Raw genomic sequence first — 19,535 nt, forward strand, 5'->3', positions numbered from 1 at the left:
TTCCTGTCTATTTCCGAGTTTAAAGACGAAAACCACCTGGATCGAAGTGTCCCCCAAAGTTAGACAATGCTGACATTGAGGGTACAATTCATCTCAGGTGGTTTCTTTGGGTTACTGTGTAATCACCATTTTTTTAGTCTTATGAATATCTTCTGTTCCGGCATCAAGTGCGGTCTTGTAATATAAGCATTTATGTTCAATGACTTCCATTGTCTTCTTCAGTTCTTCCATCTGTGCTTCTACCGTGGCTCTTCGTTCGATGAACATATCATGTCTCTGCTGTAACGTCGCATCTCCATCCGAGCACCAGTCAATAAAGCTTTTAATTTCTTTGATCGGCATCCCGGTAGATTTGAGACATTCAATAATTTTTAATGATTCCATGTCTGATTCCTTAAACAATCTTTTTCCACCGGCTGCACGTTCTACAAAAGGCAAAAGCCCCTCCTTGTCGTAATAACGTAACGTGTAAGGGGTAAGGTTCAATTCTTTGGCAACTTCACTAATCGTATATGTCTTCATGCGAATCCACTACTCTCCCATTCTCTTAAACATAGACTTAGAGTTAACTCTAAGTCTATGCAATTCTATCAAGGACTAGAGATACTGTCAAAGCAAATCCTGCGACTTAGGAACGAATTTGCTGCACACTCGATCTTTGTGGCTTGACTTAGAGTTAACTATAACATTTAACATGGACATGCAAGAGAGGTTTCTAAGGCAGAGAATGAATTAAAGATATCCTTAAACAAGTAAGCTTACTTTCTCCTTGGATAGGGCCTGTCTCTTGAAAATAAAAATTATACTCTAGGAGGTTACAATTATGATAACGGCTAAAGCACGGGCTGTAGATGGTCCCGATCAATCCTTTAGAGCAGCTGAAATAAAAAGACGGGATCTCGATACCCATGATATCCTGATCGAAATTAAATATGCAGGTATTTGCCATTCCGATATCCATACTGCTCACGGTGAATGGGGAGAAGTGAACTACCCTCTCGTACCTGGACATGAGATTGCAGGAATCGTAGCCGATGTAGGCTCCGAAGTGACCAAATATAAAGTCGGGGACCGGGTAGGCGTTGGCTGTATGGTTGACTCGTGCGGGGATTGTGTGAACTGTCGTAAAGGAGAAGAGCAATACTGTCTTAAGGGAAATATCCCTACCTACGCGGGCGTGGACAAGTATGGTGAACCTACACAAGGAGGATATTCTACCCATATTGTCGTTACGGAAGGCTTTGTCGTCCGGATTCCGGACAACATTGAGCTTGATGCAGCAGCTCCACTACTCTGTGCTGGGATTACCACTTATTCGCCGCTTCGCCGCTGGGAAGCCGCTCCCGGCAAGAAAGTCGCTGTGGTTGGCATGGGTGGTCTTGGTCATATGGCGGTTCAAATTGCACATGCGATGGGTGCTGAAGTCACCGTTCTGTCCCAATCTCTAAAGAAAAAGGAAGATGGTTTGCAGCTTGGCGCAGACAGCTACTATGCTACAAGTGATCCGGAGACATTCAAGAAACTGGCGGGAACCTTTGATTTAATTATTAATACGGTAAGCGCTAGTTTGAATATGGATGCTTACTTCTCTCTGCTCACCCTTGACGGAACATTGGTGAACGTCGGTGCGCCTGGAGAGCCGCTGTCCCTTAATGTCATGTCTCTCATTGGGCATCGCCGTTCCTTCGCAGGCTCCATGATTGGCGGCATCCGTGAAACACAGGAGATGCTCGATTTCTGTGCAGAACACAATATCGCTCCGAAGATTGAGGTCATATCGGCCGATCAGATTGACGAAGCGTACAAGCGGGTTCTCGCTTCAGATGTGAAGTACAGATTCGTAATTGATACGAGCACGATGTAATAAACAATAATGCGTTTCATATCTGTTCAGGGCTCGTCTTCGTTCGGTCATGAATAAATGAAAGGCCGGCCTGCAAATCATGTAGGTCGGCCTTTCATTTATCCTGTGCAGCTGATCGGCTATTGCTCAATTCTGCTGTTTGCCTGCTTTATTTTATAAGGCATATCTAATAAGGCTTATCTAACGATGACTTTGGATAAGTCCGCTTCCATACCTTTGAGTGCCGCATAAGTCAATTTATCCATCACCGCATTGTCGAAGCATATCGTCTTCATCATACGGTAATATTTCTTAGTCAACGTAAATCCGGGCTGGAAGGAAACATCTCGCAAGATCGCTTCTTTAAATGAAGCACCCGCTAAAGCACACTTCTCAAATCGGACACCGGTAAAGCTCTGTCCGTCAAAGCAAAGTCCGGTGAGGTCTGAATTTTTGAAATCCACCCCAACGAAGATGCAATTCTCAAATGTCGTCTTTCTAAGATCGGTTGTGATGAGCTTAACGTCCGTCAATCTTGCCCCGACAAACCTCACACCATTCAAGCTGGAAACGCTGAAATTGGTCCGTACCAAAACGGATTGATTAAAGGTCGCATTGGATAGATCAAGTGATGAAAAGTTGCAGTCCGTCAGGTTCGCTCCATCAAAATTAGCATCTCGTACATCGCTGCTCGAGAACGTGCTTCCCGTCAAATCCGCGTTGGAGAAGTCAGATCCCTGCAGTGCACTCGACGCAAATTTTCCTTTATGTACCTTAACATCAGCAAAGTCGCTCTTGGATAAATTACTCGCACTGAAGTTCGTGAGCACCTGCCTCTCCAGCGTGCGTGACAGGCTTGCTACCTCCTGTACCGTTTGTTCGATGTCACCGATACTATCGATCGTCATCTCGAAGGCCGTTTGCTCGTCCTTGCCCTGCTCTTGGAGTTCCCGATACCGGTCATTCAGATCATGGAGCAGATCATTCTTCAGTTCCTCCACGCTCTTGACCCCATCATACGGTGCGAACACGGCATTTAAATAATTGACCAACTTCTCATCCATAGGATCGATCAGCTCCTCATAATAAGTCCTTAAGAACTCGCTTCGCATATTCCCAGTTTTCTATATTACGATGATACGTTTCTCTGCCCTTATCGGTGATTCTAAAATATTTCCGTCTTCCACCTTGCGATTCATCACCCCAGTACCATTCAATATCGCCATCTGCCTCAAGCCGCCTAACACTGGAGTACATCGTCGCTTCCTTTAGTTCATATTCTCCGCCTGAACGTTCTGCAATTAATTTGACGATTTCGTATCCGTAACGATCAGCCTCGGATAATAAGCGTAATATCATCGTATCGGTATGTCCGCGCAGCAGGTCGGAGGTAATTTTATTGTTGCTCATCTCAGCACCCCCACCATTTCATGATAGTTTAAACTACTGTGACTGTAAAGGTAATGGAGATATGAATCACAAAAACCTTTCACGTTTTCCATTAGTTGTTTAGTAAATGATTTGCCTCTGCAAGCTTTTCTTCCAGCCTAGCTTTTTGGTGCAAATGATGCCTGCTATGCATGTCAATCATCTCAAACCATTCATGCGCATTAAGCCAGCCAAACCAGCCATGACGCACCTTGCATGTCTGATTCGCTTCATGAACTTGCTCATTCCAGTATTTTAATTTTTCTAGGACCCGATCCAGACCAGCTATGATTTCATCCTTACTCTCGGGGTTACGAGTCCTGTTGACTGGTTCCTCAAGTTTGACACGGACATCGGGCCACGATTTTTCAGCAAACGCTTTTTCCCCGTCTTCAGTCTTGCGCCCATGTTCTACTTGTGTCCCCATAGTACATGTTTGAATATGTTCGATGTACTCTTCAGCCACATCGATCACGTGAATATACATTTGTCCGATGGACCAAACGTCTTCATGGGATTTATACCGCAACTGGTCTATCGTATATACCGCCAGACTACGCTTATATTGCTCTATGATATCCAGAGAATCTTTTTTTAACATATGGTCCTCACCCCATCACGTCAAATTAATTAAAGCACCTGCGCAATCTCCCATGTATGCCCGTCAGGATCGGCAAAACATGCCGTCCGCCGCCCCCAAGGACGCGTTATCGGCCCATTTAACAATGTAACGCCCCGCATTTCCAGCTCATTACACACCCGGTCAACGTCGGGAACTTGAATTGTAAATTGAAACCTTGCCCCATTACCCTCCTGACCAACCTTCGCCGGATCAATCAACTCTTGGGCATTCAATTGATTTAAGAGATTAATGCATGTATTCCCGTAATCAAATACCGCGCAGTTTTCGTCTTCGTATTGGATCGATAATTGAAATGTCTCTTGATAAAATCTCTTCGATCGCTGCACATCTTCCACAAATAATGTGATTTCGGTAATTTTATTCAACCGTCCAGTTATGCCCATCTACTCAGCTCCTATTAATTATTAGTAAACTACGTTATCACATCGGACATTAGCTTATTCGTTCTTTCTTTCTACTCTACACACTGTAACCCATCTTGTTTGGTAAAAATTTACTGTTTTCAATATGTATTTTCGGTGTTCTTATTAAAGTTTCCTTCCGTTAGCTTTAACTAAGTGCGAGCATAGCTCTTTATTTTTTGTCTTATGACATCCACTTATAGCATTAGTCATAAGAAAAGACCCGTCGGATATCCTGACGGGTCTTCTCCACATTTATATTAAAAGGACAAATGAATGAATTTATTTTATTAAATAAATTATTCAACAGTTACACTCTTCGCCAGGTTACGTGGTTTATCCACATCAAGACCGAGGGCAAGAGATGCGTAGTATGCCAGAAGCTGGAGCGGCACTACGGAAAGTGCTGGTGTCAGGATCGGCAATGTTTTCGGAATTGCATATGCTTGGTCTACGGATTTAAGCAGGTTCGCAACATGCTCTTCATGCGTAATCACCATAACGTCTGCACCGCGTGCTTTTACTTCCTTGATGTTACTTACTGTCTTCTCAAGTACATCCTCTTGTGTTGCCAGGGCAATTACCGGAATACCGTCTTCGATCAATGCAAGCGTACCGTGCTTCAATTCACCTGCTGCATACGCCTCAGAGTGGATGTAAGAGATCTCTTTCAGCTTAAGGGAACCTTCCTGAGCAACAGCGTAGTCTACGCCGCGGCCGATGAAGAACAGGTTCTTATGGCTGGAGATTTGCTCAGCATAATCCTTAATAGTCTCCGCTTGATCCAGCATTTTCTCCACTTGCTCAGGCAGAGATTGCATCGCAGCGATGATGCCTGCTACCGTCTCTTCTGTTTGAGTGCCACGCACTTGAGCGAGGTACAAGCTGAACAGAGCAAATGCAATCAGCTGAGAAGTGTAAGCTTTCGTAGAAGCAACAGCAATCTCAGGACCTGCCAGTGTTGCAAGCACGTCGTTTGCATCACGAGCGATGGAGCTGCCCACCACGTTAGTGATCGCAAGTACATGGGCACCATTAGCCTGTGCTTCACGAAGCGCTGCAAGGGTATCTGCTGTTTCACCCGATTGGCTGACTACGATAACGAGTGTATCAGAGTTCACGATTGGTGAACGGTAACGATACTCGGAAGCAACATCGGTCTCTACTGGAATGCGAGCCAGATGCTCAATCATGCTGCGGCCAACGAGACCTGCATGGTAAGCCGTACCACAGGCGATAATTTGGATGTTCTTAATATTCTTAATTTGCTCTTCCGTCAAGTTCAGATCAGGAAGCAATACTTGTTTGTGATCTGCAGAAATCCGGCCCAGCATCGTCTCACGATAAGCTTTAGGCTGTTCATAGATTTCTTTCAGCATGAAATGATCGAATCCGCCTTTTTCAGCTGTAACCGCATCCCAGTCGACACGAATCATTTCCCGAGAAATAAAATTCCCCTCAATTGTCATCAGTTCGACAGAATCCTGTGTCAGGACTGCCATTTCACCGTCATTCAGGATGTACACGTTACGAGTGTATTCGAGAATAGCCGGAATATCGGAGCCAATAAAGTTCTCTCCTTCACCAAGACCGATAATCAGCGGACTTGCTTGACGAACAGCAACCAATTTATCCGGCTCATATTCTGTCAAAACGCCGAGTGCAAATGCACCACGCATGTATGTGATCGCTTTTTGAACAGCTTTCACGATATCACCATCGTACTCACGAGCAACCAGGTGAGAGATAACTTCAGTATCTGTCTCCGAAGTAAATACACAGCCTTGACTGATCAGCTCATCCTTCAGCTCCAGATAGTTCTCTACAATCCCGTTATGAACTACAGAGAATTTAAGGCTGTTGTCTGTATGCGGGTGAGAGTTCTCATCCGATGGTTTACCATGAGTTGCCCAACGTGTATGTCCAATTCCTGCACTTCCTTGCAGCGGAGCTGTTTCCAGCTTAGCTTCAAGGTTCGCAAGACGACCAATAGATTTCGTAATTTGCAGACCTTCTGGAGTGAACACGGCAATACCTGCAGAGTCATAACCACGGTATTCCAGCTTCTTCAGTCCTTCGATCAACACATTTTGCGTATTCTTAGTTCCAATATATCCAACGATTCCACACATAGGTAAAATTCCTCCGATTCGAATGTTTGAACATGACGGGAGAAATGCACCAACAGCATGCAAATAGACATGAGTAAACAATAGTCTGATATGCGGGTGACTAACCCTATACGGCAAGCTACATAGCACGAACCAGTATGTTGTTCTGGAACTGGCCAGCTCAATAGATGGCCTTAATATCGTATGAAATGACTTCCGTCTTATCCTATGATCAATGTCACGATGACGCATATCATCACTCATGTAAAGCTGAAGTATGCTCTCCTCGTGCACATTCTAATTTTGTTTCACCTATCGATTCGTTGTAAAAACAGTCGCCTGTTTCTTTTCCGTTCTCGATTTACGGTATGGTGGATTACCGGGAGGTCCCCGCCGAACAATTCGAACACCCCCACCTCGTCAACTTGACCATTGTCCATTGTTTTACATAACAATGGTTCCGTACACTGGAACAAGTTCTGGCGCTTGTAATGCTGTTGTAACCTCGATCCTCACTTTCTATGTCTGAATCACACAACTCATTATATGCATCTGATGTCAGTTTTGCAATGGAGCAATATACCTCCAAGCAAATTTCATCATAAATACCCAAAAAACAACCCCGTGAAACTAGACACTAGTCACACGGGCTTATTTTAAGAGCAGGACAACCAGGTTATCCTGCCAGTTCCTTCTTAACTACACCCGCGATATGCTCAACGAACTGCTCAAGCTCTATACGGTCCGGTCCTTCTGCCATAACACGAATCAGAGATTCTGTCCCGGATGGTCTTACCAGTACACGTCCATTGTCGCCCAGCTTGCTCTCGATCATAGCGATTGCTTCCTCAATAACCGAATTGCCTTCATACTTGCTCTTGTCTTCGACACGAACATTGACCAGCACTTGCGGATATTGCTTCATCAGGCCTTTCAGCTCACTCAGCTTCTTGCCCGATTCTTTAAGCGTATTAATTAACTGGATTGCGGTTAGCATACCGTCACCCGTCGTGTTGTAGTCTAGGAAAATAACATGGCCCGACTGCTCACCGCCCAGATTATAGCCCCCGCGGCGCATTTCTTCCATCACATAACGGTCACCGACCGCAGTCTTTGCTGTTTTAAGTCCTAATTTTTCAGTTGCCTTGTAGAAACCGATATTACTCATTACGGTGGATACAATCGTTCCATCATGCAGCTTACCTGCACGGTTCATTGCATCGCCGCAAATGCACAGAATAAAGTCGCCATCCACTTCGGCTCCCGTCTCATCAATCGCAATCAATCGGTCTGCATCGCCGTCAAAGGCAAGACCTGCATCCGCCCCATGGCGAATCACTTCTTCCTTGAGCTTCTCAGGGTGTGTAGAGCCACATTGCTCGTTGATGTTAAGTCCGTCTGGCTCAACACCGATTGTAATCACTTCGGCTCCAAGATCAGCGAAAAGCTTCGGAGCCAGCTCATACGCAGCACCGTTAGCGCAATCCAGTACAATTTTCAAACCGTCGAATTGGGAAGATACCGTTGTTTTGAGGTACTCAAGATAAGTAAACTTCGCTTGTTCGTCGACCGTAACCGTGCCCAGACCGCTGCCGATCGGACGAGGAAGGGTGTCTTCATAAGCATCCATCAATTCCTCAATCTTGTTCTCTGTCTCATCAGACAGCTTGAAGCCGTCTCCCCCAAAGAATTTGATTCCATTGTCTTCCACCGGATTATGAGATGCAGAAATCATGACTCCTGCGTCTGCTTTGAGTGTGCGTGTTAGATATGCTACGCCTGGTGTCGAAACCACACCAAGACGAATAACATCCGCACCAATGGACAGGAGGCCTGCAACGAGCGCCGATTCCAGCATGAGCCCTGAAATACGTGTATCCATCCCGATGACCACTTTCGGACGGTCTACGCCTCCAGCGAGTACATATCCTCCACAGCGTCCAATGCTATAGGCCATCTCTGCCGTTAATTCTTTATTAGCAACCCCTCTGACTCCATCAGTACCAAAATATTTCCCCATTCTCCTGAACTCCTTTTTGTCATATGTGAATAGTCAATTAGCAAGCTTGCTTTAGAAAAAATGTGAATCTAATTCAAATTCGTGCAATTCATAATATTAAATAATAATGGCTGATACATTGTTACTGTAAAAATGGCAGTAAGCTCTTGTTAAGATGCTGGATTGGATGCATCGGTATCTGCACCGGAATCATCCGGGTCACCGTTCCCTTCCTGGCTCGGATCTGACTCGTCCTCATTGTCCTCCCCATTCGTTGTACCACTGTTCTCCTCTTCCTCTCCCGATCCTGCATCGGGTTCGGTTGGCGGAGTGGTCGTTTCGGTAGAGGTGTCCTTCACCTGAACCTCGATGGTGAGGTCAGCCGATGAATTCTTGACCGTTACATAATCCGGTGCATTGACTTGCAAGGTCACTTCATGTGATCCTTCCGCCAAATCACTCGCATCTGCAATTAGCTCTAGATCCGTCGCGTCTATGTTATCCAGCATATTACTGGGTCCGGAAATGGTGATATCCTTCAACCCGTCCCTTGGCCTCGTAACACTTGCTTCCAGACTGCCGCCTGGCTCCTTAATTACGATGGGGACATCCCGTATCACCTTTTCCGTATCCTGCACTTCATCGGATAATGCAACCGTCACCTCTAATTGCACGGAGCTCGGCTCGATTTTCTCAAAACCGGAGGGCGGCGTCAAGTCCACGTTAACTGTATGTGTCCCCGCCTCCGAGATCTGGCTAAGGTCCAAAGTCACTCCATTATAGTTCTCGACTCCTGCCAGCAGCTCCTGATTTCCATACAAAGTTACTTCATTTACATTCGGTTTCACTTGAGATAAGGTCAGGCCATCCGGAAGCTGTCCGGTGTAATGCACCTTAAATGGGACCTTGGTAAACTGCTCCGTAATCGGCACTTCTACAGCCACCGACTCAGGCTCGATTACAGCTCCTTCAATCTCATTTCCATCGAGATCAAAGGCTTTGAGGCGCACTCTCTTCTCACTTACCGTATCCGTTGCCCCTTCAATATCGATTGTCCCTTCGACTTTGCCTACGGCTGCCAGCTGGCTCTCGGGAAGAGTAACCTTAACCGGCTCCGCAGGCGTAACTACCGGGTCTCCTGCCAAATATCCTGCAGCTGGCTCACCTGTAGGTACGATACTCGCATCAAATGTATTCGTTCCCAGCTCTTCGACAGTTACCGTCACCGTAGAAGGCTCCATCTTAACAAACTCCACTCCGTTTGGTACCACATGGCTTAGCGGTAGCGTGCTCGTTCCTGGACCCACATTGCTGAGATCCAGCCGGACTTTATATTCATCTGTAAAAACAGAAGTCAGTACCGAGCGTTGTCCCCTGACCTGCATCTCGACTTCGGTTGCATCTACTGACGTAAGAACATACTTGGATGAATCGATGCCATAAGGCTCAATCGTAATATTATCTATCACTCGAGGCTCTACAGATGCTGTCGTTGTCGGAGTAGGTGTAACATCGTTCGAATGAACCATCGCCCACAGCAGCAAACTGATAGCCAGCGCCAATATTTTGGTAAAATTGTTATTGTTGAACCATTTATCCATTACCCTGGCCCCCCTTCCGTTTCCAGATCGAGTGCCTCTTTTCTTTCAGTGTTGAAGAAGGACGTAGCTCTTCATGCAGTTTAGAGATCAAGGATTCCTCTTTTATATCCCTCACCACTTGTCCGTTAATCGCTAAGGATACCTGTCCTGTCTCCTCAGACACGACAATCGCTACAGCATCTGCCACTTCACTTACCCCTATCGCTGCACGGTGCCGCGTTCCGAGCTCTTTGCTGATAAACGGATTCTCTGACAAAGGCAAATAGCAGGCAGCGGCTGCAATCTGTTTCCCTTGCAAAATAACAGCTCCATCATGAAGCGGTGTGTTTGGAATAAAGATGTTAATCAGCAGCTCGGAGCTAAGAACTGAATTCATCTTGATCCCTGATTCTGTATATTCATTCAGTCCCGTTTCCCGTTCGAACACAATGAGTGCTCCGATCTTGCGACGAGAGCAATAATTCACAGCCTTAATAATTTCATTCGTAAAACGACTGAACTCCTCATCATCCGCTGTAATCCGGTTAAACCATTTGCCGCGGCCCAATTGCTCGAGTGCACGACGAAGCTCCGGTTGGAAGATGATAAATAGTGCCAGCACCCCGAATGTAAACAACTGGTTCATGAGCCACTTCAGCGTGTAGAGGTTAAACCAGGTACTGACTACCCACACGACAACGAGCAGAAGTATACCCTTCAACAGCTGTACAGCACGGGTCCCGCGAACAAGCAGGATAATGTGGTATATGATATACCCTACAATTAAAATATCTATAATATCCTTAATGGCCTCTTGCCTTGTCAAATCCGCAAAATAGTTCATGCGATTGCCCCCGATATTCCCTAGTTGAGTAAATGTCCACATTCATATATCTGTAAGATAGATCGAACTAAGCTCTTCATGGTCCTTTATGGTTTATAAGGGCTCTGGCATGATAGGTGACCTGATCATTCGCTCATTCTATAGAGTTAGTTGTAGTATGTTCTTCATCATATCTAGGTTATAACGATAAAGTGCAAGTTGCAAGCGAGCTCGTTATTCCTTTCCCAATTATTATCATTATACCCTGAAAATATTAAAAAAAGAGCCCTCATAACAGAGGCTCTCTGGTTTTATAAAGGAATGTTCTACTATTGTAAGCATTTATTAGCGGTAAGCTACGACATTCATCACGTCTGTTATCTTATACCAAATCCAGTCCAGCGCTTGATCTATACTCTTGATTTGTCCTGAGATATGAGCTGTAGAGGCCGTCATATAATGACCATCAATAATCGTGAGGTTACCCTCCACATTACCGTATACTTTTGCAGTCCCATTCTCGACCGTCAAATTCCCTGTAATCGACTTGCCCTCAGGTACAATGACATCGTTCCCTTCGATCACAATCTGATCTAGATCATCTCCACTGACAATCAACTGGTTACTCTGGTCCCAAAAGCTGATCGTACTGGAAAACATCACGATTACAAAAATGGCTGCAGCAGTTAGGGCCGGGTGTCTTTTGACCCACTTCAGCCATGGCTGCTGTTTCTTGGGTTGTGGTACAGCACTCATGATCCGATCAGTCAGCTCATCTGAAGCAGACGGTGAATAATGTCTCATTGCGTATAACAGCATATCCGTCTGTTCCAACTCTTTAAACCGCATGCGGCAGTCGGGACATGTCGACAGGTGACTCTCGAGCCCGCTCTTTTGGGACACCGATAGTTCATCATCTAAATATTCATGCATTAAAGAGGTGCTTTCCTTGCAGTCCATATGAGCATATCCTTTCCTCTAGATCTTTAAGTCTTATTTGCCGTATGAATTATACAGACATAAGACTTGCTTCCATTAAATACGAAGCATATTTAAGAACGTTTCAATAATTTATGCATCATTTTTAAAAAAAGAGCCGGATCAATTTCATAAAACTTATCGTGCTATACAAAATTGATCGGCTACAATTTGAACTCTAGCTTTTTACGCAAAAATTCACGGCCTCTATGTACTGTCGTCTTAATGGTTGTGACAGGCATCCCTAATATATCACTGATCTCCTGTAGAGATAGATCCTGTAAATAGCGTAGTACCATGATCGACTTGTACTTAGCAGGCAGCGTTTCAATTGCATCACGAATAATCCGCTGCGTCTCAGACAACAGCGCTTCACTCTCAGGGGTCCGGTTATCGCTTGGAATCATGGCGTATCCATCAGTCCCCTCCTGATCTCCAAGCTCGGCATCGAGCGAGTAGGAAGGTTTCTTTCTCCGGAGTCTATCGATACATAAATTCGTTGCAATCCGATAGATCCAAGTCGAGAATTTCTGCTCTGGATCATATTTCTCCATATTCCGGTATACTCTCAAAAAAGTTTCCTGCACAATATCTTCTGCTTCATGTCTATTGTTCAGCATCCGATAAGCCAAATGAAACAATTTATCCTTATACAATTCCACAAGCTCAGCGAAAGCCCGTTGATCACCCTTAAGTATTAGATTGACCAACCTATTCTCCAAATTATCCACCATATATTCCCCCAGACTTGCTGATGGGTCTTTCGTACCGCTCATATCCCAAAAAATACATCATTCAAATCGTAATTCATGTGCAGTTAAAAATCAATCATTTCCACTTCAATTGTCAAAAAAAATAGGGAACTCTCCTACTTAAGATAAGAGAGCTCCCGAAGATTGAACCCAGTTCAATGTTTAGATGTTTATTATCAGCCTGTGTTCCGCATCCCTGAGGCAATGCCGTTAATGGTAAGCAGCACTTCCCGGAGTAATTCAGAATCGTCTCCGTTTTGTTCACGCAATGCACGAAGCTCAGTAAGCAGCTGCACTTGCAAGTAACTTAGCGGATCAACGTACGGATTACGCAAGCGAATGGATTCCTGAATCACAGGCACATTATCAAGGATATCCTGCTGCCCTGTAATTTTTAGAAGCAGTTCCTTTGTTAGTTCATATTCTTCAAGGATTTTGCCTTTGACACGTGCACGAATCACATCATCCTGTACCATAGATGTGTACTGCTTCGAGATGTTCATGTCTGCCTTGCCTACCGCCATCTGTACGGTATCAATCAATGTACTGAAGAACGGGAAGTTCTTATACATATCCTGAAGCACCCTCAGATTCTCCTCTTTGCCCTGATAGAAGCTCTGTAGGCCTGTACCAGCAGCGTACCATGCAGGGAAGAGATAACGGCTCTGTGTCCAAGCAAACACCCAAGGAATGGCACGTAAGTCCTCAAAACGATTGCTGTTCTTCCGCTTAGAAGGTCGGGATCCAATATTTAGCTCACCAACCTCAGGCAGCGGGGTAGATTCCTTGAAGAAATTGAAGAAGTCAGGATCATTAAATACAAGATCTTGGTACTTCTTCAGAGAAGCTTCTGAGATCGATACGATAATTTCCTTCCAAGCCTCTTCTTCAGCCGGTGCCTCCACACTGGCAACCATAGCACTTGTCAGAAGAGCAGACGTCGCCTGTTCAAGGCTTCGATAGGCGATTCCTTGCAGGGAATAACGTGAGGAGAGAACTTCTCCTTGTTCCGTAATCTTGATGCCTCCACCAATGGTATGAGGCGGCTGTGCCATGATACTGCGGTTTAGCGGCATACCGCCGCGACCAAGCGCTCCTCCACGTCCGTGGAAGAACTTGAGTTTTATATTGTACTTCTGGCTTACTGCCGTAATTTCATTCATGGCTACGAGCAGCTCCCAGTTTGCTGTAACAACTCCACCGTCTTTGTTGCTATCCGAGTAACCCAGCATGATCTCTTGCAGATCCTCCATCGCGGATACACAATTGCGATATACCGACAATTCGAATAAGCGTTTCATGATCGCTGGTGCTGCATGTAGATCTTCAATAGTCTCGAATAGTGGCACAGATTGAATGGTACAAATCACAGTGCCATCTGGTTCTCTGCGGTAGAGACCTACTTCTTTGGCAAAGACCATTACTTCGAGAAGATCACTAGCACCTCGGGTCATACTGATCAGATAGCTGTTAATGCAGTTTCTGCCGTATTCCTTCTGAGCTCTGTAGATCGTGCGATATACTTCAAGACATTCCTGCGTGCTCTCGCTATAGCTGAAATGTGAAGAAGTTAATGGTCGTGGATCGCTCAACAAGCCGGCTAGCAAATCGATCTTCTCTTCCTCAGATAGAGCAGAATAATCATCTACAATGTTCATATGAGCCAAGATTTCCTTCATAGCATTCTCATGCTCTTGGCTGTGCTGACGAACATCTAAAGTCGCGGTATGGAAGCCGAACAGCTCCACTTGGCGAATAATCTTTTTAACATAAGTGTCTGCGACATAATCCGCATAATGATATCTCAAGCTGCGGTCAATTAGCTTCAGGTCGTTAATCAATTCCTCCGGTGAAGCGTAACGGTCTGACTGGTCGACTTTGTTGTCATCAAGCACATTATTCAGCTTGGAAAGCATGTAGGCGATTTTAATGCGATAAGGTTCCTTCTCATTCCGCCAAATATCCGCCTTCTTCAGAACTACCTTCTGACGATCCTCTTCAATAGAAGACATGAGCTCTTCAGAAACGGTAACGATATTCGTGCTGAAACTCAGTTTACCCATTAATTCAATCAAAATACGCTGATATTCACGCAGAGCAAGCTTACGCTGCATTCTAAGGGTCTCCCAGGTAACGTCAGCCGTTACGGAAGGGTTCCCATCCCGGTCTCCGCCAATCCAGGAGCCAAAACGTAAATAAGTAGGCACATGCCAGCGATGTTCTGGATAATACTTTTCTAGGCAGCGCTCCAGCTCTTCATAAACATCCGGTAGTACATGGAACAGCGTTTCATGGAAATAGTACATTCCATTCCTTACCTCATCGAGCACGGTTGGCTTACGATCACGCAGTTCGTCTGTTTGCCAGAGTGTTATGACCTCGTTCAGGAGCTTCTCACGCAGCTGTTCACGTTCACGATGCGTAAGGGTTGGATTATCCAAGAGCATAACATCCTCAGATATACGTTTATGTATATCAAGAATAACTCGGCGGGAAGCTTCGGTTGGATGCGCGGTCATGACTAGCTCCAGGGACATTGTTTCCAAGATGCTCTGTACCTCAGTATAGCCAAAACCTTTATCCTTCAATGTTTGTACAGCCTTCTCAATAGAACCCGGTTGTACAGCCTCTCCCGCAGAACGCTCGTAATCCCTCTTACGGCGGATCCGATGATTCTGCTCTGCGATGTTCACCAATTGAAAATAAATCGCAAAAGCACGAATAACTTGATGACGTCGATCCGAATCAAGCCCCTGTATCATGCTCATAAACTCCTGGAACAATTCAGGCGTATTCTCAGCACGTAAAGCCTTGCTCGTCTCGCGAATCTTCTCAACAACGTTCAGGAGTTCGTTCCCTCCTTGATGTACCAGAACCTCACCAAGTATATTACCTAGAAACCTCACATCCCGACGCAACAAATTATTTGAATTGTTTTTGTTCGCGGTTGCCATAAGTTCTGTCATGCATATCCTCCTATCTCCAGCTGAATACAAAGTTAATCGTCCGTCAAAATTGACACCTTCATAACATGATACAATAAAAATCAGGTAAAATCTTTAGTTTTGTGATAGAAAATACAGGTTTTTTGACAATTTTCGAATAGAATATTCAGTTATACTTCGTATTTCTACACCTTTGTCATCAGATCAACGCGCCTTGAGTAGAGATCCATTCTAATTCTAATTATAGATATTTTTTACAACAAGTGCATATGAAAAATAGACCTCGTGCGTGGCCCGACGGGGAGTAGATATACAAAAAAAAGCCCATCCATAAGATCAGGCTTTACAATAAGTATAATGAAGCGGGTGATGGGAATCGAACCCACGCTACCAGCTTGGAAGGCTGGAGTTCTACCATTGAACTACACCCGCAAAATACAATCGGGATGACACGATTTGAACATGCGACCCCCTGGTCCCAAACCAGGTGCTCTACCAAGCTGAGCTACATCCCGATAGTAAATGGCGCGCCCTGAGAGATTCGAACTCCCGACCTTTTGATTCGTAGTCAAACGCTCTATCCAGCTGAGCTAAGGGCGCAAAATATGGAGCGGACGACGGGAATCGAACCCGCGACCCTCGCCTTGGCAAGGCGATGCTCTACCGCTGAGCCACGTCCGCAAAAAATCAATGCGCGTGAAGGGACTCGAACCCCCACGTCAAGGACGCTAGATCCTAAGTCTAGTGCGTCTGCCAATTCCGCCACACGCGCATATGATTAACTGGTGAGCCATGAAGGACTCGAACCTTCGACACCCTGATTAAAAGTCAGGTGCTCTACCAACTGAGCTAATGGCTCATATAAATGGCTGGGGATATAGGATTCGAACCTATGCGTGACGGAGTCAAAGTCCGTTGCCTTACCGCTTGGCTAATCCCCAACATTTTTATATGATGAGTATTATCTTCATATATAGTATATCCAATATTTACGAAATAAATAATGGTGGAGACTGAGGGGATCGAACCCCCGACCCTCTGCTTGTAAGGCAGATGCTCTCCCAGCTGAGCTAAGTCTCCATACTAAAGTGACCCGTAGGGGATTCGAACCCCTGTTACCTCCGTGAAAGGGAGGTGTCTTAACCCCTTGACCAACGGGCCTTGCAATATCTAAGCTCTCAACCGGGATCGAACCGGTGACCTCATCCTTACCATGGATGCACTCTACCTACTGAGCTATGAGAGCATATGGCTCCCCGAACAGGACTCGAACCTGTGACAACTCGATTAACAGTCGAGTGCTCTACCAACTGAGCTATCAGGGAATATTAACTAGTAGTCAACACATCTCTCAGTATAAAACTGAGTAAGGATGTTTGCTTGGCGGCGTCCTACTCTCCCAGGACCCTGCGGTCCAAGTACCATCGGCGCTGGAGGGCTTAACGGTCGTGTTCGGGATGGGTACGTGTGGAACCCCTCCGCTATCGCCACCAAACATGATTTTTGCGCTGTGATATCTTCGGTGAACCATCACCAGCAAAATATCAGACCTTAGAAAGGACATGCAGCTTCAAATCTTTACAAGGATTTACTCCCTGAAAACTAGATACGAAACAATGTGCGATTTAGTGCTTTTCCCGTTGTTCTCGGGGTTCTGTGCTTATGCTTCCGAAGCAAGTTTTCTTCGAAAACTCTTAGGATAAGCCCTCGACCGATTAGTACTGGTCAGCTCCATGCATTGCTGCACTTCCACCCCCAGCCTATCTACCTCGTCGTCTTCAAGGGGTCTTACTAATTGGGAAATCTCATCTTGAGGGGGGCTTCACGCTTAGATGCTTTCAGCGCTTATCCCGTCCGTACATAGCTACCCAGCGGTGCTCCTGGCGGAACAACTGGTACACCAGCGGTACGTCCATCCCGGTCCTCTCGTACTAAGGACAGCTCCTCTCAAATTTCCTACGCCCACGACAGATAGGGACCGAACTGTCTCACGACGTTCTGAACCCAGCTCGCGTACCGCTTTAATGGGCGAACAGCCCAACCCTTGGGACCTACTTCAGCCCCAGGATGCGATGAGCCGACATCGAGGTGCCAAACCTCCCCGTCGATGTGGACTCTTGGGGGAGATAAGCCTGTTATCCCCAGGGTAGCTTTTATCCGTTGAGCGATGGCCCTTCCATGCGGTACCACCGGATCACTAAGCCCGACTTTCGTCCCTGCTCGACTTGTAGGTCTCGCAGTCAAGCTCCCTTGTGCCTTTACACTCTTCGAATGATTTCCAACCATTCTGAGGGAACCTTTGGGCGCCTCCGTTACTCTTTAGGAGGCGACCGCCCCAGTCAAACTGCCCACCTGACACTGTCCTCGCACCGGATCACGGTACCAAGTTAGAACCTAGATACGATCAGGGTGGTATCCCAACGTTGCCTCCACAGAAGCTGGCGCTCCTGTTTCCTAGGCTCCCACCTATCCTGTACAGATCGTACCCAAATCCAATATCAAGCTGCAGTAAAGCTCCATGGGGTCTTTCCGTCTTGTCGCGGGTAACCTGCATCTTCACAGGTATTAAAATTTCACCGGATCTCTCGTTGAGACAGCGCCCAAGTCGTTACGCCATTCGTGCGGGTCAGAATTTACCTGACAAGGAATTTCGCTACCTTAGGACCGTTATAGTTACGGCCGCCGTTTACTGGGGCTTCGGTTCACAGCTTCGGGTTTAACCCCTAACCGCTCCCCTTAACCTTCCAGCACCGGGCAGGCGTCAGCCCGTATACTTCGCCTTGCGGCTTCGCACAGACCTGTGTTTTTGCTAAACAGTCGCTTGGGCCTTTTCACTGCGGCCCCCTCGTGCTATTCACACTACCGGGGCACCCCTTCTCCCGAAGTTACGGGGTCATTTTGCCGAGTTCCTTAACGAGAGTTCTTCCGCGCGCCTTAGAATTCTCTTCTCACCTACCTGTGTCGGTTTACGGTACGGGCACCTTCATCTGGCTAGAGGCTTTTCTTGGCAGTGTGAGATCATGACCTTCGCTACTGTAATTTTCACTCCCCATCACAGTCCAGCCTTAATAGTATGCGGATTTGCCTACATACCAGCCTCACTGCTTGGACAGACATCCATCAGTCTGCGTCACTACCCTACTGCGTCCCCCCATCGCTCGTAACGATTTACGGTGGTACAGGAATTTCGACCTGTTGTCCTTCGACTACGCCTATCGGCCTCGCCTTAGGTCCCGACTTACCCTGAGCGGACGAGCCTTCCTCAGGAACCCTTAGGTTTTCGGCGGATCAGATTCTCACTGATCTTTTCGTTACTCATACCGGCATTCTCACTTGTATGCGCTCCAGCAGTCCTTCCGGTCCACCTTCACGGCTGCATACAACGCTCCCCTACCCCTGATACTAAAGTATCAAGCCATAGCTTCGGTGGTGTGTTTAGCCCCGTTACATTTTCGGCGCAGAGTCACTCGACCAGTGAGCTATTACGCACTCTTTAAATGGTGGCTGCTTCTAAGCCAACATCCTGGTTGTCTGTGCAACTCCACATCCTTTCCCACTTAACACACACTTGGGGACCTTAGCTGATGGTCTGGGCTGTTTCCCTCTTGACAATGGATCTTAGCACTCACTGTCTGACTCCCGGAATTAAGTCTATGGCATTCGGAGTTTGACTGAGCTTGGTAACCCTTGCGGGCCCCGCACCCAATCAGTGCTCTACCTCCACGACTCATGATTTCCGAGGCTAGCCCTAAAGCTATTTCGGGGAGAACCAGCTATCTCCGAGTTCGATTGGAATTTCTCCGCTACCCCCACCTCATCCCCGCACTTTTCAACGTGCGTGGGTTCGGGCCTCCAGTGCGTGTTACCGCACCTTCACCCTGGACAGGGGTAGATCACACGGTTTCGGGTCTACGTCCACGTACTACATCGCCCTATTCAGACTCGCTTTCGCTGCGGCTACGGCTCTTCACCTTAACCTTGCACGGGAACGTAACTCGCCGGTTCATTCTACAAAAGGCACGCCATCACCCA

13 protein-coding genes, 11 tRNA genes and 2 rRNA genes (1 of these 26 running past the window's edge) are annotated in these 19,535 nt (G+C 46.4%); 1 reads left to right on the forward strand and 25 read right to left on the reverse strand.

Features of this window, described 5'->3' with window-relative positions:
* Positions 1 to 111: 111 nt before the first annotated feature.
* Positions 112 to 522 (reverse strand): MerR family transcriptional regulator, encoded by a 411-nt coding sequence (locus tag PUW25_RS21865; RefSeq protein WP_047913669.1) that lies wholly within the window; start codon positions 520 to 522, stop codon positions 112 to 114.
* 301 nt (positions 523 to 823) lie between these two features.
* On the opposite strand from PUW25_RS21865, the gene PUW25_RS21870 reads away from it, so the two are divergent.
* Entirely contained in the window at positions 824 to 1,864 is a 1,041-nt protein-coding gene (locus tag PUW25_RS21870) for an NAD(P)-dependent alcohol dehydrogenase (protein WP_047913668.1), read from the forward strand.
* A 176-nt stretch (positions 1,865 to 2,040) separates the two neighbouring features.
* On the opposite strand, the gene PUW25_RS21875 is transcribed toward PUW25_RS21870, so the two are convergent.
* From PUW25_RS21875 to PUW25_RS21990, 24 genes are all read right to left on the reverse strand, one after another.
* Positions 2,041 to 2,907 carry a pentapeptide repeat-containing protein gene (locus tag PUW25_RS21875; RefSeq protein WP_047913667.1) on the reverse strand — a complete coding sequence of 289 codons (867 nt, stop codon included), beginning with the start codon at positions 2,905 to 2,907 and terminating at the stop codon, positions 2,041 to 2,043.
* A 16-nt stretch (positions 2,908 to 2,923) separates the two neighbouring features.
* The gene (locus tag PUW25_RS21880; protein WP_047913666.1) at positions 2,924 to 3,253 is read right to left on the reverse strand and encodes a PadR family transcriptional regulator; all 330 of its coding nucleotides are present in this window, start codon (positions 3,251 to 3,253) and stop codon (positions 2,924 to 2,926) included.
* Positions 3,254 to 3,344: 91 nt separating this feature from the next.
* On the reverse strand, positions 3,345 to 3,872 hold the full coding sequence (locus PUW25_RS21885) for a DinB family protein (RefSeq protein ID WP_205055129.1): 528 nt from the start codon (positions 3,870 to 3,872) through the stop codon (positions 3,345 to 3,347).
* A gap of 29 nt (positions 3,873 to 3,901) precedes the next feature.
* The gene (locus PUW25_RS21890) at positions 3,902 to 4,297 is read right to left on the reverse strand and encodes a VOC family protein (protein ID WP_205055130.1); all 396 of its coding nucleotides are present in this window, start codon (positions 4,295 to 4,297) and stop codon (positions 3,902 to 3,904) included.
* A gap of 317 nt (positions 4,298 to 4,614) precedes the next feature.
* Positions 4,615 to 6,447 carry a glutamine--fructose-6-phosphate transaminase (isomerizing) gene (gene glmS / locus PUW25_RS21895; protein ID WP_047913660.1) on the reverse strand — a complete coding sequence of 611 codons (1,833 nt, stop codon included), beginning with the start codon at positions 6,445 to 6,447 and terminating at the stop codon, positions 4,615 to 4,617.
* Positions 6,448 to 7,102: 655 nt separating this feature from the next.
* Complete coding sequence (gene glmM / locus PUW25_RS21900; RefSeq protein WP_047913659.1) at positions 7,103 to 8,446, reverse strand: phosphoglucosamine mutase; 1,344 nt, start codon at positions 8,444 to 8,446, stop codon at positions 7,103 to 7,105.
* A gap of 149 nt (positions 8,447 to 8,595) precedes the next feature.
* The gene (locus tag PUW25_RS21905) at positions 8,596 to 10,026 is read right to left on the reverse strand and encodes a CdaR family protein (RefSeq protein ID WP_047913658.1); all 1,431 of its coding nucleotides are present in this window, start codon (positions 10,024 to 10,026) and stop codon (positions 8,596 to 8,598) included.
* Positions 10,019 to 10,849, reverse strand: a complete 831-nt coding sequence (gene cdaA / locus PUW25_RS21910) for a diadenylate cyclase CdaA (RefSeq protein WP_274337508.1) — start codon at positions 10,847 to 10,849, stop codon at positions 10,019 to 10,021. The genes PUW25_RS21905 and cdaA overlap by 8 nt, the downstream gene beginning before the upstream one ends.
* 324 nt (positions 10,850 to 11,173) lie before the next feature.
* Positions 11,174 to 11,788 (reverse strand): zf-HC2 domain-containing protein, encoded by a 615-nt coding sequence (locus tag PUW25_RS21915; RefSeq protein WP_047913656.1) that lies wholly within the window; start codon positions 11,786 to 11,788, stop codon positions 11,174 to 11,176.
* Positions 11,789 to 11,970: 182 nt separating this feature from the next.
* Entirely contained in the window at positions 11,971 to 12,537 is a 567-nt protein-coding gene (gene sigW / locus PUW25_RS21920) for an RNA polymerase sigma factor SigW (RefSeq protein ID WP_274338238.1), read from the reverse strand.
* A gap of 197 nt (positions 12,538 to 12,734) precedes the next feature.
* Positions 12,735 to 15,524: a phosphoenolpyruvate carboxylase gene (gene ppc, locus PUW25_RS21925; RefSeq protein ID WP_274337509.1), complete on the reverse strand. Its 2,790-nt coding sequence runs from the start codon at positions 15,522 to 15,524 to the stop codon at positions 12,735 to 12,737.
* A gap of 340 nt (positions 15,525 to 15,864) precedes the next feature.
* Positions 15,865 to 15,935: transfer RNA gene (locus PUW25_RS21930), tRNA-Gly, on the reverse strand.
* Positions 15,936 to 15,944: 9 nt separating this feature from the next.
* Positions 15,945 to 16,018: transfer RNA gene (locus PUW25_RS21935), tRNA-Pro, on the reverse strand.
* 8 nt (positions 16,019 to 16,026) lie between these two features.
* Positions 16,027 to 16,103 (reverse strand) — tRNA-Arg (locus tag PUW25_RS21940).
* A gap of 6 nt (positions 16,104 to 16,109) precedes the next feature.
* Positions 16,110 to 16,184 (reverse strand) — tRNA-Gly (locus tag PUW25_RS21945).
* 10 nt (positions 16,185 to 16,194) lie between these two features.
* A tRNA-Leu gene (locus PUW25_RS21950) sits at positions 16,195 to 16,275 on the reverse strand.
* A gap of 11 nt (positions 16,276 to 16,286) precedes the next feature.
* Positions 16,287 to 16,362: transfer RNA gene (locus PUW25_RS21955), tRNA-Lys, on the reverse strand.
* 7 nt (positions 16,363 to 16,369) lie between these two features.
* Positions 16,370 to 16,444 (reverse strand) — tRNA-Gln (locus tag PUW25_RS21960).
* A 63-nt stretch (positions 16,445 to 16,507) separates the two neighbouring features.
* Positions 16,508 to 16,583 (reverse strand) — tRNA-Val (locus PUW25_RS21965).
* Positions 16,584 to 16,592: 9 nt separating this feature from the next.
* Positions 16,593 to 16,664 (reverse strand) — tRNA-Glu (locus PUW25_RS21970).
* A gap of 12 nt (positions 16,665 to 16,676) precedes the next feature.
* Positions 16,677 to 16,749 (reverse strand) — tRNA-Thr (locus PUW25_RS21975).
* A 3-nt stretch (positions 16,750 to 16,752) separates the two neighbouring features.
* Positions 16,753 to 16,828 (reverse strand) — tRNA-Asn (locus PUW25_RS21980).
* Between the two features lie 53 nt (positions 16,829 to 16,881).
* Positions 16,882 to 16,998 (reverse strand): 5S ribosomal RNA (gene rrf, locus PUW25_RS21985).
* A gap of 200 nt (positions 16,999 to 17,198) precedes the next feature.
* Positions 17,199 to 19,535, reverse strand: a 23S ribosomal RNA gene (locus PUW25_RS21990) (it continues 595 nt past the right edge of the window).

The organism is Paenibacillus urinalis, assembly GCF_028747985.1.
GTDB lineage: Bacteria > Bacillota > Bacilli > Paenibacillales > Paenibacillaceae > Paenibacillus > Paenibacillus urinalis.

Coding starts and splice junctions, on each gene's coding strand:
- PUW25_RS21890 (WP_205055130.1), bottom strand. CDS start 4,297: ATGGGCATAACTGGACGGTTGAATAAAATTACCGAAATCACATTATTT.
- cdaA (WP_274337508.1), bottom strand. CDS start 10,849: ATGAACTATTTTGCGGATTTGACAAGGCAAGAGGCCATTAAGGATATT.
- PUW25_RS21880 (WP_047913666.1), bottom strand. CDS start 3,253: ATGAGCAACAATAAAATTACCTCCGACCTGCTGCGCGGACATACCGAT.
- glmS (WP_047913660.1), bottom strand. CDS start 6,447: ATGTGTGGAATCGTTGGATATATTGGAACTAAGAATACGCAAAATGTG.
- PUW25_RS21905 (WP_047913658.1), bottom strand. CDS start 10,026: ATGGATAAATGGTTCAACAATAACAATTTTACCAAAATATTGGCGCTG.
- PUW25_RS21915 (WP_047913656.1), bottom strand. CDS start 11,788: ATGGACTGCAAGGAAAGCACCTCTTTAATGCATGAATATTTAGATGAT.
- PUW25_RS21870 (WP_047913668.1), top strand. CDS start 824: ATGATAACGGCTAAAGCACGGGCTGTAGATGGTCCCGATCAATCCTTT.
- glmM (WP_047913659.1), bottom strand. CDS start 8,446: ATGGGGAAATATTTTGGTACTGATGGAGTCAGAGGGGTTGCTAATAAA.
- PUW25_RS21885 (WP_205055129.1), bottom strand. CDS start 3,872: ATGTTAAAAAAAGATTCTCTGGATATCATAGAGCAATATAAGCGTAGT.
- PUW25_RS21875 (WP_047913667.1), bottom strand. CDS start 2,907: ATGGATGAGAAGTTGGTCAATTATTTAAATGCCGTGTTCGCACCGTAT.
- PUW25_RS21865 (WP_047913669.1), bottom strand. CDS start 522: ATGAAGACATATACGATTAGTGAAGTTGCCAAAGAATTGAACCTTACC.
- ppc (WP_274337509.1), bottom strand. CDS start 15,524: ATGACAGAACTTATGGCAACCGCGAACAAAAACAATTCAAATAATTTG.